Origin of the sequence: Serratia sp. 2880STDY5682894 (assembly GCF_001537385.1) — a bacterium.
Classification (GTDB): domain Bacteria; phylum Pseudomonadota; class Gammaproteobacteria; order Enterobacterales; family Enterobacteriaceae; genus Serratia; species Serratia nevei.
On sequence record NZ_FCJA01000001.1, the window covers coordinates 588,433 to 604,095 of the forward strand.

At 61.8% G+C, this 15,663-nt stretch carries 15 protein-coding genes; 11 read left to right on the forward strand and 4 right to left on the reverse strand.

Translation table 11 applies throughout. The annotated features are described in order from the left end of the window. Positions 1 to 130 precede the first annotated feature (130 nt). Positions 131 to 1,000, forward strand: coding sequence for a fructosamine kinase family protein (locus AWX27_RS02660; protein WP_004931452.1), 870 nt, complete (start codon positions 131 to 133; stop codon positions 998 to 1,000). Between the two features lie 35 nt (positions 1,001 to 1,035). On the opposite strand, the gene AWX27_RS02665 is transcribed toward AWX27_RS02660, so the two are convergent. Further along, complete coding sequence (locus AWX27_RS02665) at positions 1,036 to 1,596, reverse strand: YniB family protein (RefSeq protein WP_038877612.1); 561 nt, start codon at positions 1,594 to 1,596, stop codon at positions 1,036 to 1,038. Positions 1,597 to 1,781: 185 nt separating this feature from the next. Here AWX27_RS02665 and AWX27_RS02670 point away from each other — a divergent pair, with 185 nt between their 5' ends. From AWX27_RS02670 to AWX27_RS02685, 4 genes are all read left to right on the forward strand, one after another. Beyond that, positions 1,782 to 3,062 carry an HdeD family acid-resistance protein gene (locus tag AWX27_RS02670; protein ID WP_060419239.1) on the forward strand — a complete coding sequence of 427 codons (1,281 nt, stop codon included), beginning with the start codon at positions 1,782 to 1,784 and terminating at the stop codon, positions 3,060 to 3,062. Between the two features lie 64 nt (positions 3,063 to 3,126). Continuing rightward, a complete protein-coding gene (gene hxpB, locus AWX27_RS02675; protein ID WP_049198577.1) occupies positions 3,127 to 3,792 on the forward strand; it encodes a hexitol phosphatase HxpB in 666 nt (221 codons plus the stop codon). A 424-nt stretch (positions 3,793 to 4,216) separates the two neighbouring features. Then, positions 4,217 to 4,765 (forward strand): metal-dependent hydrolase, encoded by a 549-nt coding sequence (locus tag AWX27_RS02680; RefSeq protein WP_004931456.1) that lies wholly within the window; start codon positions 4,217 to 4,219, stop codon positions 4,763 to 4,765. A gap of 181 nt (positions 4,766 to 4,946) precedes the next feature. Next, the gene (locus tag AWX27_RS02685) at positions 4,947 to 6,338 is read left to right on the forward strand and encodes an L-cystine transporter (protein WP_038877619.1); all 1,392 of its coding nucleotides are present in this window, start codon (positions 4,947 to 4,949) and stop codon (positions 6,336 to 6,338) included. A gap of 63 nt (positions 6,339 to 6,401) precedes the next feature. Here AWX27_RS02685 and phnX read toward each other — a convergent pair whose 3' ends face one another. Beyond that, positions 6,402 to 7,211, reverse strand: coding sequence for a phosphonoacetaldehyde hydrolase (gene phnX / locus AWX27_RS02690; protein WP_060419240.1), 810 nt, complete (start codon positions 7,209 to 7,211; stop codon positions 6,402 to 6,404). A gap of 9 nt (positions 7,212 to 7,220) precedes the next feature. Further along, complete coding sequence (phnW, locus tag AWX27_RS02695) at positions 7,221 to 8,324, reverse strand: 2-aminoethylphosphonate--pyruvate transaminase (RefSeq protein ID WP_060419242.1); 1,104 nt, start codon at positions 8,322 to 8,324, stop codon at positions 7,221 to 7,223. Between the two features lie 155 nt (positions 8,325 to 8,479). Between phnW and phnR the strand changes: the two genes are divergently transcribed. The 5 genes from phnR (at position 8,480) to AWX27_RS02720 (ending at position 13,188) form a co-directional block, all read left to right on the forward strand. Next, a complete protein-coding gene (gene phnR, locus AWX27_RS02700) occupies positions 8,480 to 9,199 on the forward strand; it encodes a phosphonate utilization transcriptional regulator PhnR (protein ID WP_060419244.1) in 720 nt (239 codons plus the stop codon). 174 nt (positions 9,200 to 9,373) lie between these two features. Then, positions 9,374 to 10,384, forward strand: a complete 1,011-nt coding sequence (locus AWX27_RS02705) for a 2-aminoethylphosphonate ABC transporter substrate-binding protein (protein ID WP_060419247.1) — start codon at positions 9,374 to 9,376, stop codon at positions 10,382 to 10,384. Positions 10,385 to 10,392: 8 nt separating this feature from the next. Next, positions 10,393 to 11,517 carry a 2-aminoethylphosphonate ABC transport system ATP-binding subunit PhnT gene (gene phnT, locus AWX27_RS02710; RefSeq protein ID WP_060419727.1) on the forward strand — a complete coding sequence of 375 codons (1,125 nt, stop codon included), beginning with the start codon at positions 10,393 to 10,395 and terminating at the stop codon, positions 11,515 to 11,517. A 1-nt stretch (position 11,518) separates the two neighbouring features. Then, complete coding sequence (gene phnU, locus AWX27_RS02715) at positions 11,519 to 12,382, forward strand: 2-aminoethylphosphonate ABC transporter permease subunit (protein WP_060419249.1); 864 nt, start codon at positions 11,519 to 11,521, stop codon at positions 12,380 to 12,382. Positions 12,383 to 12,384: 2 nt separating this feature from the next. Further along, the gene (locus AWX27_RS02720; protein ID WP_060419250.1) at positions 12,385 to 13,188 is read left to right on the forward strand and encodes an ABC transporter permease; all 804 of its coding nucleotides are present in this window, start codon (positions 12,385 to 12,387) and stop codon (positions 13,186 to 13,188) included. A gap of 46 nt (positions 13,189 to 13,234) precedes the next feature. On the opposite strand, the gene kdgR is transcribed toward AWX27_RS02720, so the two are convergent. Further along, a complete protein-coding gene (gene kdgR / locus AWX27_RS02725) occupies positions 13,235 to 14,026 on the reverse strand; it encodes a DNA-binding transcriptional regulator KdgR (RefSeq protein WP_049198570.1) in 792 nt (263 codons plus the stop codon). A 230-nt stretch (positions 14,027 to 14,256) separates the two neighbouring features. On the opposite strand from kdgR, the gene AWX27_RS02730 reads away from it, so the two are divergent. Further along, on the forward strand, positions 14,257 to 15,651 hold the full coding sequence (locus tag AWX27_RS02730; RefSeq protein WP_060419252.1) for an MFS transporter: 1,395 nt from the start codon (positions 14,257 to 14,259) through the stop codon (positions 15,649 to 15,651). Positions 15,652 to 15,663: the final 12 nt, after the last annotated feature.

Genomic DNA, 15,663 nt, shown 5'->3' on the forward strand with positions numbered 1-15,663 from the left:
ATATACTTTGAGCTGGCGAGGCGCTGAAAAAATCGCCGCCTTTGACGCCGGCTGTGCGCCGCGTCGTGTTTTCACCACGGGAAAGACGCTAACCTAATGAATTATCAGGCAGCACAGAGGGGGAAATACCATGTGGCAAGCCGTTAGCCGTCTGTTAAGTGAACATCTTGGCAGCGCAGAGATACGCGAAAGGATTGAACTGCCCGGGGGCGACATTCACCCGGCGTGGCGCGTGAGTTACGGTGACAACGAGGTGTTCGTGAAATGCGACGCCCGTGAACAACTGCCGATATTCACCGCCGAGGCCGATCAGCTGGCGTTGCTGGCGCGCAGCAAAAGCGTGCGGGTGCCGGAAGTGTACGGCGTCGGCAGCGATCGCGACTACAGCTTTCTGCTGCTGGAGTATCAGCAGCTGAAACCCCTCGACGCCCACGGCGCCTACTGTCTGGGCCAGCAGCTGGCGCACCTGCACCAGTGGAGCGAGCAACCGCAGTTCGGCCTCGACTTCGACAGCGATCTGACCACCACCCCGCAACCCAACGCCTGGCAGCGCCGCTGGTCGGAATTCTTCGCCGAACAGCGCATCGGCTGGCAGCTGCAGCTGGCGGCCGAGAAAGGCATGACCTTCGGTGACATCGACGACATCGTCGATCGGGTGTATCTGCGCTTGCAGCACCACCAGCCGCAGCCTTCGCTGCTGCACGGCAACCTGTGGCCAGGCAACTGCGCGATGACCGCCCACGGGCCGATTCTGTTCGATCCGGCCAGCTACTGGGGCGACCGGGAGTGCGATTTGGCGATGCTGCCGCTGTACCCCGAGCTGCCGCCGCAGATCTACGACGGCTATCAGAGCGTATGGCCGCTGGGAGCCGGATTTATCGAGCGTCAGCCGCTGTATCAGCTGTACTACCTGCTCAACCGCAGCAACCTGTTCGGCGGCCAGCATCTGGTGGCTGCGCAACGCGCGGTGGAGGCGCTGCTGCAGCCCGAGGCGTCATAACGTTCCGGGGCGCCGCTCGGCGCCCCGTTCATGGTTCAGGCCGCGCCGGCCAGCTGCCCCAACAGGCGGATCACGAACCAGGCGATCACCGCAATCACGATCGGCAGGATATACAGCGGGAAGTACTGCAGGAAGATGGTGTGGTGCGGCAGCGTGATGCGCGCCTCCAGCTGCTGGCGCGTGTGCCCTTCGCTGCCCTTGGCCTGCTCCAGGATCATCTGGTCTTCCAACCCTTCGCGGATGAACTTGACCTGGCGCGACATGCGTGCGCCGGAAGCCTGCAGCGCCAGCCCGACGAAGATCAGGATATAGATGATGATGAACATCAGATTGGCGCCGCTGAACAGGCTTTTATCCACGTCAGGCACCGGCGAGTTGTACCAGAAAAGGTTCAGGAACGGTGTATTGAAACGCACCATGTCCACCATCACGTGAACAAAATCCAGCATCACCGCGTTGATGCCCTTGGTTTTTTCACTGTGCTGATAGATGAAGCCCAGCACGGAAATCAGCGTCGACAGCAACGCCGGGATAAAAACCACCCATCCGAGAATGCGTTTCAAAATGGCGATACGCCCGGCCTGTTGATACGTCATGTGTTCCCCTTGTTAGCGACGTAACCGAATCGGCTAAGTCTACCTGCAGTTGGCGAAACTCGCCCACCGTTTTCTTCATTCCCGCTGTGCTACAAGCTTAGCCGAATTCGCCGAAATCAACTGCTTAACGACGTTCGCGCACTATCATTGAAGAGATAACGTTACCCGTTTAATCAGAGGCCGTCATGATTCGACTGATTATCTTATTGCTGGGCGCGCAGGCGCTGCACGGCCAGCGCCGCCTGCTGGTGCTGTTCGGTTGGCTGTGGATAGCCGCAGGGGCGCTGATGCTGTTCGACATCCTGCAGGATGGCCGGTCCGTGCTGGCGCTGGATGCGCTGGCGGTCATCCTGGCGCTGGAGGGGCTGGTGGCGATATCCGCCGCGCTGGTGATCGGCTCTTCGGCCAGCCGGCCGGTGCTGCTTAAGGGGCTGGGCTTCGTGTTTATGGCCTTTTTAATGTTGGACGTGCCCGCAGACGATAACATCGTCGCCACCGTGGTGTTTGGCAGCGCGCTGCTGCTTGACGGCGCCGTGCGCATCGCCTCCTCCACGGTGATTCAACACAGCCGATGGAAAGCCGTGGCGCTGGCGGGCGGCGGCGAAATCCTGCTTTCGTTGATGATTTTTGTCGGCTGGCCGGCGCCGCATCGCATGACGGTGCCCTTTTGCCTCGGCGTGATGATGGTGCTTTCCGGCTGGGCTTTATTGCGCATCGCCCGGAGACTGACAAGCTTTTCTCTGAATCAGCACCCAACCCGGCAGCCACCGCCCCCGGCGGATGAGACTGCGCCGCTCACGGTGTATGTCTGGACACCGATTGGTGCGGCTAAAGATCCGCGCCGACGTTACATCGTCGACCGATACATCGCGGCGGTCGACAACGGCGGCAATATCTCCACCGGTCATGCCGCCCTGGCGCTCGCGCCGGATGTGTATATCAGTCACTACCCGCTCAACGACATCAGCCATTCCGTTCAGGATTTCCGCCAGTTGTTGCATGCCGGCGAACAGAACAACGTCGACGGACGTTTCCTGCCCGACCTGTCGGGCGAGATCGCCGCCTGGTGCCCCCCGGACAAGAAAATTCAGTTCTATCGCTATAACCCGGCGGCGCTGCGCGCATTCTGGTTACGCTACCGACAGGATGCGACTTACAACCTGACCCGGCGTAACTGCTCCACCACGGTCATCGGCGCGCTCGACAGTGCGCTGGAGGGCGTGCTGGGCGATAAACATCTGTGGCGCCGTTTTCTGTTATTGGTGCTGGATCCCAATCTGTGGATGCTGGCGGTACTGCGCAGCCGTGGCGAAAGCATGACCTGGACGCCGGGGTTGGTGCTGGACTATGCGCGCATGTTGCAACAGGTTACCGAGCGCCAACACCAACGCTGGTGGCTAAAGTTGCGCGAGATGTGGAATATCCTTCGCTTTGGCAAAAGCCAAACGCGCAGGCAAAGATTTTAGTCTCGCCGTCGGCGATGATAGAGTGTCGGGCACATTCACCCGCGCCGGCAGGAGTTAACCGTTAATGGCTTATTCGCAACGCATTGAAACCGCAATTTTTGATATGGACGGCTTGTTGATCGATTCGGAACCGCTGTGGCTGCAGGCCGAGCTGGATATCTTCGGCGCGCTGGGTCTGGATCTGTCCGATCGCCACAAACTGCCGGACACCCTGGGGCTGCGCATCGATCTGGTGGTGAAAATGTGGTACCAGGCGATGCCGTGGCAAGGGGTTTCGCTCGATGAGGTGTCGGCAAGGATTATCGAACGCGCCATCGAGCTGGTGCACGAGACCCGCCCGCTGCTGCCGGGCGTCCGGCAGGCGCTGGAACTGTGCCGCGAGCAGGGGCTGAACATCGGTCTCGCCTCCGCCTCGCCGCTGCACATGCAACAGCAGGTGCTGAAGATGTTCGATCTTGAGGGCTACTTCGATCAGCTGGTTTCCGCCGAATACTTGCCGTACAGCAAACCGCACCCGGAGGTCTACCTGATCGCCGCCGAACGGCTGGGCAGCGATCCGCTGCGCTGCATCACGCTGGAAGACTCCTTTAACGGCATGATCGCCACCAAGGCCGCGCGCATGCGCTCCATCGTGATCCCGGCCGCCGAATACCGCCACGATCCGCGCTGGGCGCTGGCAGACCACCAGCTGGAGACCCTGGAACAGCTCACCCCCGCCCACTTTGCCTGACCTGCGGCGCCGGCCACCGGCGCCCTGGCTTTCCGCTCAGCGCCATAAAAGGGATCCGTGCCGCAAAACAAACGAAACAGCGTTTCATTATTATTGAATCGGCATGCTGTTGTTATTATGCTGGGCGGCAGGGAAAGCGACGGTCCGCGAAACGTTGTCACTGCCACGCAGCGCTCTTCGCGGCCGCCGCTTCCTCCCGCCGCTGCGTACTGAAAACCGCCCTTATTTCTCTCCGTTCCGCACCGCCCATTGCCCGCTTTTTGTTCACGCCCGTCAAAAGCGATGATTTGTTACGCATTGCCGTAACAAGCCGTTGTAAAACCGGGAAAAATAAACAATTGGTTACAGGGTAACTGCTTCCACTACTGGGAATTTTCCCATATACTGGATAAATTAACAGTTTACCAGCCGGAATCGCAACAGCATGACCGCGGAAGGACACCTTATATTCTCTGTCGCTTGCGCGATCTTCGCCAAGAAGGCGGAAGTGACGCCAGAGCTGGCTACCGGCGACTGGTGGCACATCATACCCGCCGCGCTGCTGACCTCGCTGCTGCCGGACATCGATCACCCCAAGTCGGTACTGGGCCAGCGTCTGCGCTGGATTGCCCTGCCCATCGCCCGCGCCTTCGGCCACCGCGGCTTCACCCACAGCCTGCTGGCGATCGCCGGCGGCATGGCGCTGTTCCAGCTGGACGTGCCGCGCAGCTGGCCGATCCCGGCCGACGCGCTGCACGCCATGATCATCGGTTACTTCAGCCATCTGCTGGCCGATATGCTCACTCCCGCCGGCGTTCCGCTGCTGTGGCCATGCCGCTGGCGTTTTCGCCTGCCGCTGCTCAACTCGCAAAAAGGCAATCAGCTCGAGCGCGTGCTGTGTCTGTGCCTGGTGGCGTTTGCCATCTGTTGGCAAGGTGATTTCACCCTGCCGGTGCAATCCTATGTCGAGCAAATCAGAAATATCAGACTCTGATCACAAAAATCCGCTCAACCCATCACCTTTATGTATATAAAACGAACAAAAACACACAAAAAGCTATATCAAATTCCATTTGGATATAAGTAGGCCACTCGGCAAACTGTTACGATATTTACATCGCGACATACGTGATGCGTAGTCGTTTTTATAAGAAAGATTATTGGAGACATTGGGGATGAATCTTCCGCTCGTGATTAACGTGCTGGTGTTTGTCGCGCTCCTGTTGCTGTTGGCGCAAACCCGCCACAAGCAATGGAGCCTGGCGAAAAAAGTGCTGGTCGGCCTGGTGGTCGGCGTGGTGTTCGGCCTGGGCCTGCAGCTGGTGTACGGCTCCGACAACCCGGTGCTGAAAGAATCCATCAGCTGGTTCAACATCGTCGGCAACGGCTATGTGCAGCTGCTGCAAATGATCGTCATGCCGCTGGTGTTCGCCTCGATCCTGAGCGCGGTGGCCAAGCTGCACAACGCCTCTTCTCTGGGCAAAATCAGCGTCCTGACTATCGGCACGCTGCTGTTCACCACGCTGATCTCGGCGCTGGTGGGCGTGCTGGTCACCAACCTGTTCGGCCTGACCGCCGAAGGCCTGGTGCAGGGCGCGCAGGAAAGCGCGCGCCTGACGGCGATCCAGACCAACTACGTGGGTAAACTGGCCGACCTGACCGTGCCGCAGATGGTGCTGTCGTTCATCCCGAAAAACCCGTTCGCCGATCTGACCGGGGCCAGCCCGACGTCGATCATTAGCGTGGTGATTTTCGCCACCTTCCTCGGCGTGGCATCGCTGCAGCTGCTGAAAGACGACAAGCCGAAAGGCGAGCGCGTACTGGTGGCTATCGACACCCTGCAGGCCTGGGTGATGAAGCTGGTGCGTCTGGTCATGAAGCTGACGCCGTACGGTGTGCTGGCGCTGATGACCAAAGTGGTCGCCGGTTCCAACATTCACGACATCGTCAAGCTCGGCAGCTTTGTGGTGGCCTCGTATATCGGCCTGGCCATCATGTTCGTGGTGCACGCTGTGCTGCTGGCCTTCACCGGCGTTAACCCGATGAAGTTCTTCCGCAAGGTGTGGCCGGTGATCACTTTCGCCTTCACCAGCCGCTCGAGCGCCGCCAGCATTCCATTGAACGTGGAAGCGCAGACCCGCCGCCTGGGCGTGCCGGAATCCATCGCCAGCTTCTCGGCGTCGTTCGGTGCCACCATCGGCCAGAACGGCTGTGCGGGCCTCTACCCGGCAATGCTGGCGGTAATGGTTGCGCCGACCGTCGGCATCAACCCGCTGGATCCGGTGTGGATCGCCACCCTGGTCGGCATCGTCACCATCAGCTCCGCCGGCGTAGCGGGCGTGGGCGGAGGCGCGACCTTCGCCGCGCTGATCGTGCTGCCGGCGATGGGCCTGCCGGTGACGCTGGTCGCGCTGCTGATCTCGGTCGAACCGCTGATCGACATGGGCCGTACCGCGCTGAACGTCAACGGCTCCATGGCGGCAGGCACCATCACCAGCCAGCTGATGAAGCAAACCGACAAAGCCGTGATGGACAGCGAAGACGAAGTCGAATTGGCTCACCGTTAACGCCGTCTCAAAACGAAAAAACCGGGGATTATCCCCGGTTTTTTTATGCCCCGCGCTCGGTCGTTACGGCCGCTCGCCGTTCGCCAGCCGCCGGTTGATGTCGGCGATCACCCCCGGCAAGTGCGCCAGCGTGTCTATCACATAGTGCGCGCCCGCCGCGTACAGCTTATCGGCGGCGGCCGTACGGCGCAGCTCTATCTCACCTTCCGCCATTTGGCGGTACTCCTGCCAGGTCGCGCCAAACTCATTGCCGGACAGCGCCAATCCGACGCTCCACATCCCGGCGTTCAGCCCTTCAGCAATGCCCGGCACCGCGTCGTCCACCTTCACGCAGTGCGCCACCGCATCGATGCCCAGCGCGATAACGTTCTGCAACGCCATCCACGGCCCCGGCCGGCCACCGGCCGCGAGATCGTCAGTGGCGACCCAGTAATCTGGCGCGTAGCCGCGCTGCGCGGCGGCAGGCACCAGCACCTCCATCACCGCACGCGGATAACCGGAGCAGGAGCCGATTTTAATGCCCTGTTCGCGCAGCCCGGCAATCACCTGCGGCACACCCTCGATGGGATCGGCGAAGTCGATCACTTTGGCGATTTGCAGCGGCATAAACGCCTGATACAGCGCGTCGATGTCCTGATGGCTCATCGAACGGCCCAGCTTCTGCCGCCAGCGCGCATCGACCGCCGGCAGCTTGCCCAGCGCCTCAATGTGCTGCCATTTACCCAGCCCCATTGGAATGCGCGCCTCCGCCAGGCTGATGTCGATATCGAAGGTTTGTTTGAATGCCTCGACAAAAATCTGCGTTGGCGCAAAGGAGCCGAAGTCCACCGTGGTGCCGGCCCAGTCGAGGATCACTGCGTTGATCTGTTTCATGGTCAATCCTTATTGATTCCAGTACATCGCCTGCCCGACGGCCGCCAGCAAACGTTCGATATCCTGCGGATAAATTTCCCCGATGTTGCCGATGCGGAAGCAGTCGCTCTGCGACACTTTGCCGGGATAGATCACAAACCCTTGCTGCTTCAGGCGCTGATAAAATTCGGCAAAGCGGTAAGTGTCGGCCTTTGGCGAATAGAACGCGGTGATGATCGGCGAATGCAACGCATCGTCCAGCAGAGTCTCAAAGCCCAGCTCGCGCATACCCGCCACCAGCCGCCGCTGATTGGTCTGATAGCGGCGGTGGCGCGCGGCAATGCCGCCCTCTTGTTCCAGTTCTTTCAGCGCCTGTGCAAAGGCCAACACGGTGTGGGTCGGCGACGTAAAGCGCCATTTGCCGGCCTGGTCTTCCATACAGCGCCACTGGGCATACAGATCCAACGACAGCGAGCGTGAACGGCCGGCACATTTCTCCAGCTCGCTGCGGCGGGCGATGACGAAAGCGAAGCCCGGCACGCCCTGAATGCATTTGTTGGCGGAGCTGATCAGAAAATCGATGCCCAGCGCGTCCACATCCAGCGGGATGCCGCCGAAGCTGCTCATGGCATCGACGATAAAGGTCTTTCCGTTGCGCGCCGCTAGGCCGGCGACCTTCTGCAGCGGGTTGAGCATGCCGGTGGTGGTTTCGCAGTGCACCATGGCGATATGGCTGATGCGCGCATCGCTTTTCAGCACCGCCTCCATCGCCGCCACGTCCGGCTCATTGACCTCGCCGCAGTCGAAAGCGTGATGGTCGATGTCCATCAGCCGCGCCATTTCGATCATTCGCGCCCCGTAGGCGCCGTTGTTGACGATCAGCAGCTTGTCCTGCGGGCCGATGACCGTGCCCAGCACGCCTTCCACCGCAAAACTGCCGCTGCCCTGCAGCAACACCGAGGTGTAACCGGCGGACGGCGTCGCCAGCGCCACCAACTGCTGGCGGATGCTTTGCACCACGCCCAGGTTGTAATCTTCATCCCAGGTGCAGCTGTCGAACAGCATCGCCTCTTTTACCGTTTTCGACGTGGTCAACGGGCCGGGGGTCAACAGCAGGTAGTTACGATCGGACATGTTATTCACCTATTTGGTCTATACCAGATTACGGGCATTGTGGCCGCAAATTCCTTCCCCGGTCAAACGACAAAGCGCGGTGAAACAAAAAATTCATCTGGCTATGTATAATAAGCGCGTGCCGGAATGTCGGGCCGATGCCATAGCGAGATGAAATGAAAGAACATCAGGGCGATATGCCCCACTACCTGCAGATCAAGGATCAGCTTCTGGCGCGTATCACCCGCGGCGCGCTGCAGGCGGGCGACAAGCTGCCTTCGGAGCGCGAGCTGTGCGCCATCTTCTCCACCACCCGCGTTACCATTCGCGAGAGCCTGGCGCAGTTGGAGGCCACCGGCGCCATCTACCGCGCCGATCGCCGCGGTTGGTTCGTCACGCCGGAGCGGCTGTGGCTGGATCCGACGCAGAACACCAACTTCCACCGCCTCTGCCAGGAGCAGGGGCGCACGCCGCGCACCGCGCTGCTGTCCGGCGAAAAAACCACGGTGCCGCTCGACGTGATGCAGCCGCTGGCGCTCGAACCGTTCGATCAGGTGTATCTGCTACGCCGCGTGCGCTACGCCGACGGCCGCGCCATCTGCTATTGCGAAAACCACTGCCTGCCGCAGCGGGTGCCGGAACTGCTCAGCCACGATCTCAACAGCAGCCTGACCGAGGTCTATCAACAGCATTACGCGTTGATTTACAGCAACATGCATCTGTCGTTCTATCCAACGGCCCTGCCTTACCGCGCCGCCAACGCGCTCGGCGCCATGGTCGGCCTGCCCGCCTTGCTGCTGCGCCGATTAAATTACGATCAGCACGGCCGCATTCTCGATTTCGATATCGAATACTGGCGCCACGACAGCCTGCGCATCGAAGTCGATACGCTTTAACCCTCTGCATGACGGGGCTGCGCCTGCCGCCCCCGTTTCTCTCCCACGCCCAATCCCCGTTGCCGGTAAATATATTTTGCCGCTTTCATTTGTTTGTCATATTCGCCGATTAGCTTGGCCGCATATCTGGTGTATACCAGTTTCGCATTAACCCGCAACAGTGAGGCTGAAGCTATGAAACTTTCTCGTCTGGTCGTGATGACCGCCATCGCACTCGGCGCCGCGCCGGCCTGGGCCGCCGACGCGGTGGTGACCGTCTACTCTGCCGATGGGCTGCACGACGGCGATCACAGCTGGTATCAAACCCAGTTCGACGCCTTCACTCAGGCAACCGGCATCAAGGTGCAGTACGTCGAAGGCGGTTCCGGCGCCATCGTCGAGCGGCTGTCGAAAGAGCGCAGCAACCCGCAGGCCGACGTGCTGGTGACGCTGCCGCCGTTCATCCAGCGCGCCGCCGCGGAAAAACTGCTGCAGGATTTCACCCCGCAGGATGCGGCGCAGATCGCCGACGCCCAGCCACAGTTCGTGCCGCTGGTGAACAACTACCTGAGCTTCATCTATAACGCCAAGCTGTTGCCGCAGGCGCCCGCCAGCTATCAACAGCTGCTGGACGCGCAGTTCCGCAACAAGCTGCAGTACTCCACGCCGGGCCAGGCGGGTGACGGCACCGCGGTGATGCTGCAGGCGTTTCACAGCTTCGGCAGCAAAGACGCCGGTTTCGACTACCTCGGCAAACTGCAAAGCAACAACGTCGGCCCTTCCGCTTCCACCGGCAAGCTGACCGCGCTGGTCAATAAAGGCGAGCTGCTGGTGGCCAACGGCGATCTGCAGATGAACCTGGCGCAGATGCGCAGCAACCCGAACGTGAAGGTGTTCTGGCCGGCCGGGCCGGACGGCAAGCGCAGCACGCTGGTGCTGCCTTACTATGTCGGCCTGGTGCAAGGCGCGCCGCAAAGCGCCAACGGCAAAAAGCTGATCGACTTCCTGCTGAGCAAAGAAGCCCAGAGCAGCGTCAGCGCCATTTCCTACGGCATGCCGGTGCGTAAGGACGTCACCCCGGCCGACGATAACTTCAAGCAGTCGCAGGCGGCGCTGAAAGGCGTTGAGATCTGGGCGCCGGACTGGAATCAGGTGGTGAGCAGCCTGTCCGCCGATATCTCCCGCTGGCACCAGGTGACCGAATGACGCTGACGATGCCTTCTACCCTCTCTTCCCGCGCCGAGGCGCGGGATAGCAGCCAAGACATCGCCGGGCCGTCGGGCATTCAGCTCGACCGCGTCAGCGTGTCGTATCGCGGCACCGAGGTGCTGAAACCCCTGACGCTCACCATCGCCCCCGGCGAAGTGCTGGCGCTGATCGGCCCCTCCGGTTCGGGCAAAACTACCGTGCTGCGGGCGATCGCCGGCTTCGTGCAGCCCTCCGCCGGGCGTATTGCCATCGGTGACGTCGATGTCACCGACGTGCCACCTTATGAGCGCGGCCTGGGCATGGTGGTACAGAACTACGCGCTGTTTCCGCATATGCGCGTCGAAGACAATGTGGCGTTCGGCCTGCGCGCCCAGGGCAAGCCGCGCGGCCTCACCGCCGAGCGCGTCGAAGAGGCGTTGGCCATCGTCGGCATGTCCGCCTACGCCAAGCGCTATCCCAGCCAGCTCTCCGGTGGCCAACAGCAGCGCGTGGCGATCGCCCGCGCCATCGCGGTGCGCCCCAAAGTCTTGCTGCTGGATGAACCGCTGTCGGCGCTGGACGCGCAAATTCGCCACAGCATGGTGGAAGAGATCGCCCGCCTGCACCGCGAACTGCCTGACCTGACCATCCTGTACGTCACCCACGATCAGGGCGAAGCGCTGACGCTGGCGGACAAGATTGGCATCATGCGCGACGGCCACCTGATCGCCCACGGCGAGACCCGCGCGCTGTACCATCATCCCACGAACCGTTTCGCCGCCGAGTTCCTCGGCCGCGCCAACCTGCTGCCGGCCACCGCGCTGGAGACCACTACCGGGCAAGGCATGACCACCGTCAGCTGCGCCGGCAAAGTGATCGGCTGCTTTACCTATGGTGCGCAACGCGGTTTCGACAAACTGCTGTGTATTCGGCCGCAGCATATTGCGCTCGATGCCGACGCCCAGCGCAGCAACTGCATCATCGGTACGCTGCGCGACATTCACTGGCAGGGGGAGTTGACGCACCTGCAGTTCGACGCGGAAGGCCATCCGCTGCGCGTGGTCACCACCCATCGCAGCCAGATGCCCCAGATCGGCGAGCGCGTGCCGCTCTATTTCGCCCCCGACGACGCGGTACTGATCGAGGACTGACATGACCGACTCTACGCTTATTCGCCCGGCTCTGCGGCTGCGCTTGCCGCGCCGTCTGTGGATCTTGCTGCCGCTGCTGGTGCTGGCGACGCTGTTTTTCTATCCGCTGGCGCTGATCGTCAAACAGGCGTTTACCGACGATCAGGGGCTGTTCAGCGCCGCCGCGCTGCAACAGGTATTCGAATCCCGACGCTTTGTCGGCGCCCTGCTCAACACGCTGCAGATTGCGCTGCTGGCGACGCTGGGCTGCCTGGTGCTCGGCACCCTGCTGTCGCTGCTGCTGGTGTTTACGCCGTTCCCCGGCAGCCGGCTGATCGCCCGGGTGATCGATACCTTTATCGCCATGCCGACCTTCCTGATCACGCTGGCCTTCACCTTTATCTACGGATCCGCCGGCCTGCTGAACGGCACGCTGATGGCGGCCTTCGGTTTTACCCTGCCGCCGGTGGACTTTCTTTATTCCATTTGGGGCGTGATCCTGGCGGAAATCACCGTGTTTACGCCACTGGTGATGCGCCCGCTGATGGCGGCGCTGTCGCAGATCGATCGCAGCCAGCTCGAGGCCGCCAGCATCCTCGGCGCCCGGCCAGGGCGCGTGGTACGCCAGGTGATTTTGCCCGCCGCGCTGCCGGCCTTGCTGGCCGGCGGCAGCCTGTGTTTGCTGTTGACCACCAATGAATTCGGCATCGTGCTGTTTATCGGCGCCAAGGGCGTCACCACGCTGCCGATGATGGTCTACTCCAAAGCGATTCTGGAGTCGGATTACGCCGTCGCCTGCACGATCGCCGTCGTGAATATCGCACTGTCGCTCGGGCTGTTCTCCCTTTACCGCTACGCCGCGGCGCGCGCCGGGCTGAGGAACTGACGATGTTGATTTGGTCTCGCACCGGCCGCACCCTGACCTGCACGCTGGCGGTCACGCTGTTCGCCCTGTTCTTCTGCCTGCCGCTGGCGGTGATCCTGATGTCCAGCCTGAGCGAACAGTGGAACGGCGTGCTGCCGAGCGGCTTCACTCTAAGCCATTTCCGCCAGGCCTTCAGCGGCGCCTCCTGGGACGCGCTGGTCGCCAGCCTGGCTATCGGTTTCAGCGCCAGCCTGTTCGCGCTGCTGTGCGGCACCTGGGCGGCGTTGGCGCTGCGCCACCATCAGGGGCGCGGCCAGCGCCTGCTGAGTACGCTGTTCTTCATACCCAGCGCGGTGCCTTCGGTGTCGATCGGTTTAGGCATGCTGGTGGCATTCAGCCAGGGGCCGCTGCAGATGAACGGTACCTTCCTGATCGTGCCCGTCGCCCACTTCGTGCTGATTTCCGCCTTCACCTTCGGCAACGTGATGGCCGGGCTGACCCGGCTTTCGAGCGACTACGAAAACGTCGCCGCCAGCCTGGGTGCTTCGCCGTTGTTTCGCCTGCGTCACGTCACCCTGCCGATGATCGCTCCCTATATGATCTCCGCCTTCGCCCTCAGCCTGTCGCTGTCGATGGGTGAGCTGGGCGCGACCATGATGATCTACCCACCGAGCTGGGCGACGCTGCCGGTCACTATCTTCAGCCTGACCGATCGCGGCAGCATCGCCAACGGCGCGACGCTGACCATGATCCTGGTGGCGGCCACGCTGCTGCTGATGTTAGTGCTGGAGCGGATTGCGCAGCGGCTGACGCCGGGCGCAAAATAGCAACAAGGCGCTGCCATGGCCGCGCCTTGTTCATCGAAGCGAAGGGTTAGAACGGGTAGTCGTGATAGCCCTGCTGTTCACTGATGCGCCGGGCGGCGACGTGCAGCAGCGCCACATACTCCTCCCGCGCCGCTTCGGAAAAACGCAGCGTCGGGAAAGAGAGGCTCAGCCCGGCGATCGCCACCCCGAACCGATCGAAGACCGGCACCGCGATGCAGCGGATCCCCGCCTCCTGTTCCTCGGCATCTTCGCCGTATCCCTGCTTACGCACCCGCTCCAGCACCGGCAACAGTTCGGCGGCGCTGGTCAGGGTATGCTCGGTGCTGCGGGTAAATTCAATCTGCGACAGGATCTGCGCCACCTCATCCCGATCGCGCCAGGCCAGCAGCACTTTACCGATGGCGGTGCTGTGCAGCGGGTTGCGGCGGCCGATGCGCGAATACATGCGCAGGTTGTACATTGCGTCAATCTTGTGGATATAGACGATGCCGTCCTCGTCCAGGGCACCGAGGTGGATGGTTTCGCGGGTGCGGTTCGACAGCTCGCGCATCTGTACGTCGGCGCTGCGGATCAGATCGACATTCTGCAGCGATTTGGCACCCAGCTCGAACAGCTTGAGCGTCAGCGCATACTTTTCCGTCTCGCCTTCCTGCGAGACGTAGCCCAGCGCTTTCATGGTTTGCAGAAAACGGTAGACGGTGCTTTTGGACATCATCACCCGCTGGGACAGTTCGGTAATGCCAATTTCGCGCTCATCGCCGAGCGCCTGCAAAATGCCGAACACTTTCATCACGGATGAGACGGCATCCGGTTGCTTGTCTGAATCTGCGTTAGCCATGGTGAATACCCTACTTAACGGTTTTGTTTCAGGAAATTTAAACAAGGGTTTCAGTATAATCGGAACAGATCGCGGCGCGCAACGCGGCTGAACGCTAAGCGATTGAAGCCTAATGGATAACCCCAGCCCGCTCACCGCCGTTTACAATAAAGCGGACAAGGGGCATGCAATCACGGGCGAATATGATTAGCATGATAATACTCCCCTGAATAAATACCGCTGAGACCAACATGCGTCCTTGTTCCGACGGCCTCCCCGTCCCGCAACGCTATGGGGCGATCCTCGCCATCGCCCTCGGCATTACCGTATCCGTGCTCGACGGCGCGATAGCCAACGTGGCGCTGCCCACCATCGCGCGCGACCTCAACGCCAGCCCGGCCAGCTCCATTTGGGTGGTTAACGCCTATCAGCTGGCGATCACCGTGTCTCTGCTGTCGCTGGCGTCGCTCGGCGATCTGATCGGCTATCGCCGCATCTATCAGGCCGGCTTGCTGGTGTTCAGCATTACCTCGCTGTTCTGCGCCCTGTCCGACTCGCTGCTTACGCTGACCATCGCCCGCGTGCTGCAAGGCTTTGGTGCCGCCGCCATCATGAGCGTCAACACCGCGCTGATCCGCATCATCTATCCGCAGCGTTTTCTCGGCCGCGGCATGGGCATCAACTCGCTGATCGTCGCCTGCTCCTCGGCGGCCGGGCCAACGGTGGCGGCGGCGATCCTGTCGGTCGCTTCCTGGCAGTGGCTGTTCGCCATCAACCTGCCGATCGGCCTCGTCGCGCTGCTGCTGGGCATGAAGTTCCTGCCGGCCAACGGCCAAAAAAGCGATAACCGCCGTTTCGATCCCACCAGCGCCGTGCTGAACGCGTTGACGTTCGGCCTGCTGATCACCGCCATCAGCGGCTTCGCCCAGGGCCAAAGCCTGACGCTGATCTTCAGCGAGATCGCCGCGCTGCTGGCGATTGGCGCGGTGTTCGTGCGCCGCCAGCTGCGCCAGGAATTTCCGCTGCTGCCGGTCGACCTGCTGCGCATCCCGATCTTCGCCCTGTCGATGGGCACCTCAATCTGCTCGTTTGCTGCGCAAATGCTGGCGATGGTGTCGTTGCCGTTCTTCCTGCAAAGCGCATTGGGCCGCGACGAAGTGGCGACCGGGCTGCTGCTGACGCCGTGGCCGCTGGCGATCGTAGTCATGGCGCCGATCGCCGGCCGGCTGGTGGAGCGCGTGCACGCCGGCCTGCTGGGCTGCATTGGGCTGGCGGTGTTCGCACTTGGGCTGTTCTCGCTGGCGCTGCTGCCCGCGGATCCGTCGAATGGGGACATCATCTGGCGCATGGTGCTGTGCGGCGCCGGCTTCGGCCTGTTCCAGTCGCCCAACAATCACACCATCATCTCCGCCGCGCCGCGTAACCGCAGCGGTGGCGCCAGCGGCATGCTGGGCACCGCTCGCCTGCTGGGGCAAACCTCGGGGGCCGCGCTGGTGGCGCTGATGTTCAACCTGTTCCCCACATCTGGTACCCACGCATCGCTGATCCTGGCCGGCGTGTTCGCCACTCTGGCGGCGGCGGTCAGCAGCCTGCGCATCACCCAATCGACGGCGCCAACGGCGCAGCCAAGCCGCGAGGTGAAATAACGGACATAAAAA

Excerpts from the sequence above, each read along its gene's own strand:
- kdgR (WP_049198570.1), bottom strand. The coding sequence starts at position 14,026 with ATGGCTAACGCAGATTCAGACAAGCAACCGGATGCCGTCTCATCCGTG.
- AWX27_RS02680 (WP_004931456.1), top strand. The coding sequence starts at position 4,217 with ATGACCGCGGAAGGACACCTTATATTCTCTGTCGCTTGCGCGATCTTC.
- AWX27_RS02670 (WP_060419239.1), top strand. The coding sequence starts at position 1,782 with ATGATTCGACTGATTATCTTATTGCTGGGCGCGCAGGCGCTGCACGGC.
- phnW (WP_060419242.1), bottom strand. The coding sequence starts at position 8,324 with ATGTCCGATCGTAACTACCTGCTGTTGACCCCCGGCCCGTTGACCACG.
- AWX27_RS02660 (WP_004931452.1), top strand. The coding sequence starts at position 131 with ATGTGGCAAGCCGTTAGCCGTCTGTTAAGTGAACATCTTGGCAGCGCA.
- AWX27_RS02730 (WP_060419252.1), top strand. The coding sequence starts at position 14,257 with ATGCGTCCTTGTTCCGACGGCCTCCCCGTCCCGCAACGCTATGGGGCG.
- AWX27_RS02705 (WP_060419247.1), top strand. The coding sequence starts at position 9,374 with ATGAAACTTTCTCGTCTGGTCGTGATGACCGCCATCGCACTCGGCGCC.
- AWX27_RS02665 (WP_038877612.1), bottom strand. The coding sequence starts at position 1,596 with ATGACGTATCAACAGGCCGGGCGTATCGCCATTTTGAAACGCATTCTC.
- hxpB (WP_049198577.1), top strand. The coding sequence starts at position 3,127 with ATGGCTTATTCGCAACGCATTGAAACCGCAATTTTTGATATGGACGGC.
- phnU (WP_060419249.1), top strand. The coding sequence starts at position 11,519 with ATGACCGACTCTACGCTTATTCGCCCGGCTCTGCGGCTGCGCTTGCCG.
- AWX27_RS02720 (WP_060419250.1), top strand. The coding sequence starts at position 12,385 with ATGTTGATTTGGTCTCGCACCGGCCGCACCCTGACCTGCACGCTGGCG.
- phnX (WP_060419240.1), bottom strand. The coding sequence starts at position 7,211 with ATGAAACAGATCAACGCAGTGATCCTCGACTGGGCCGGCACCACGGTG.
- AWX27_RS02685 (WP_038877619.1), top strand. The coding sequence starts at position 4,947 with ATGAATCTTCCGCTCGTGATTAACGTGCTGGTGTTTGTCGCGCTCCTG.
- phnT (WP_060419727.1), top strand. The coding sequence starts at position 10,393 with ATGCCTTCTACCCTCTCTTCCCGCGCCGAGGCGCGGGATAGCAGCCAA.
- phnR (WP_060419244.1), top strand. The coding sequence starts at position 8,480 with ATGAAAGAACATCAGGGCGATATGCCCCACTACCTGCAGATCAAGGAT.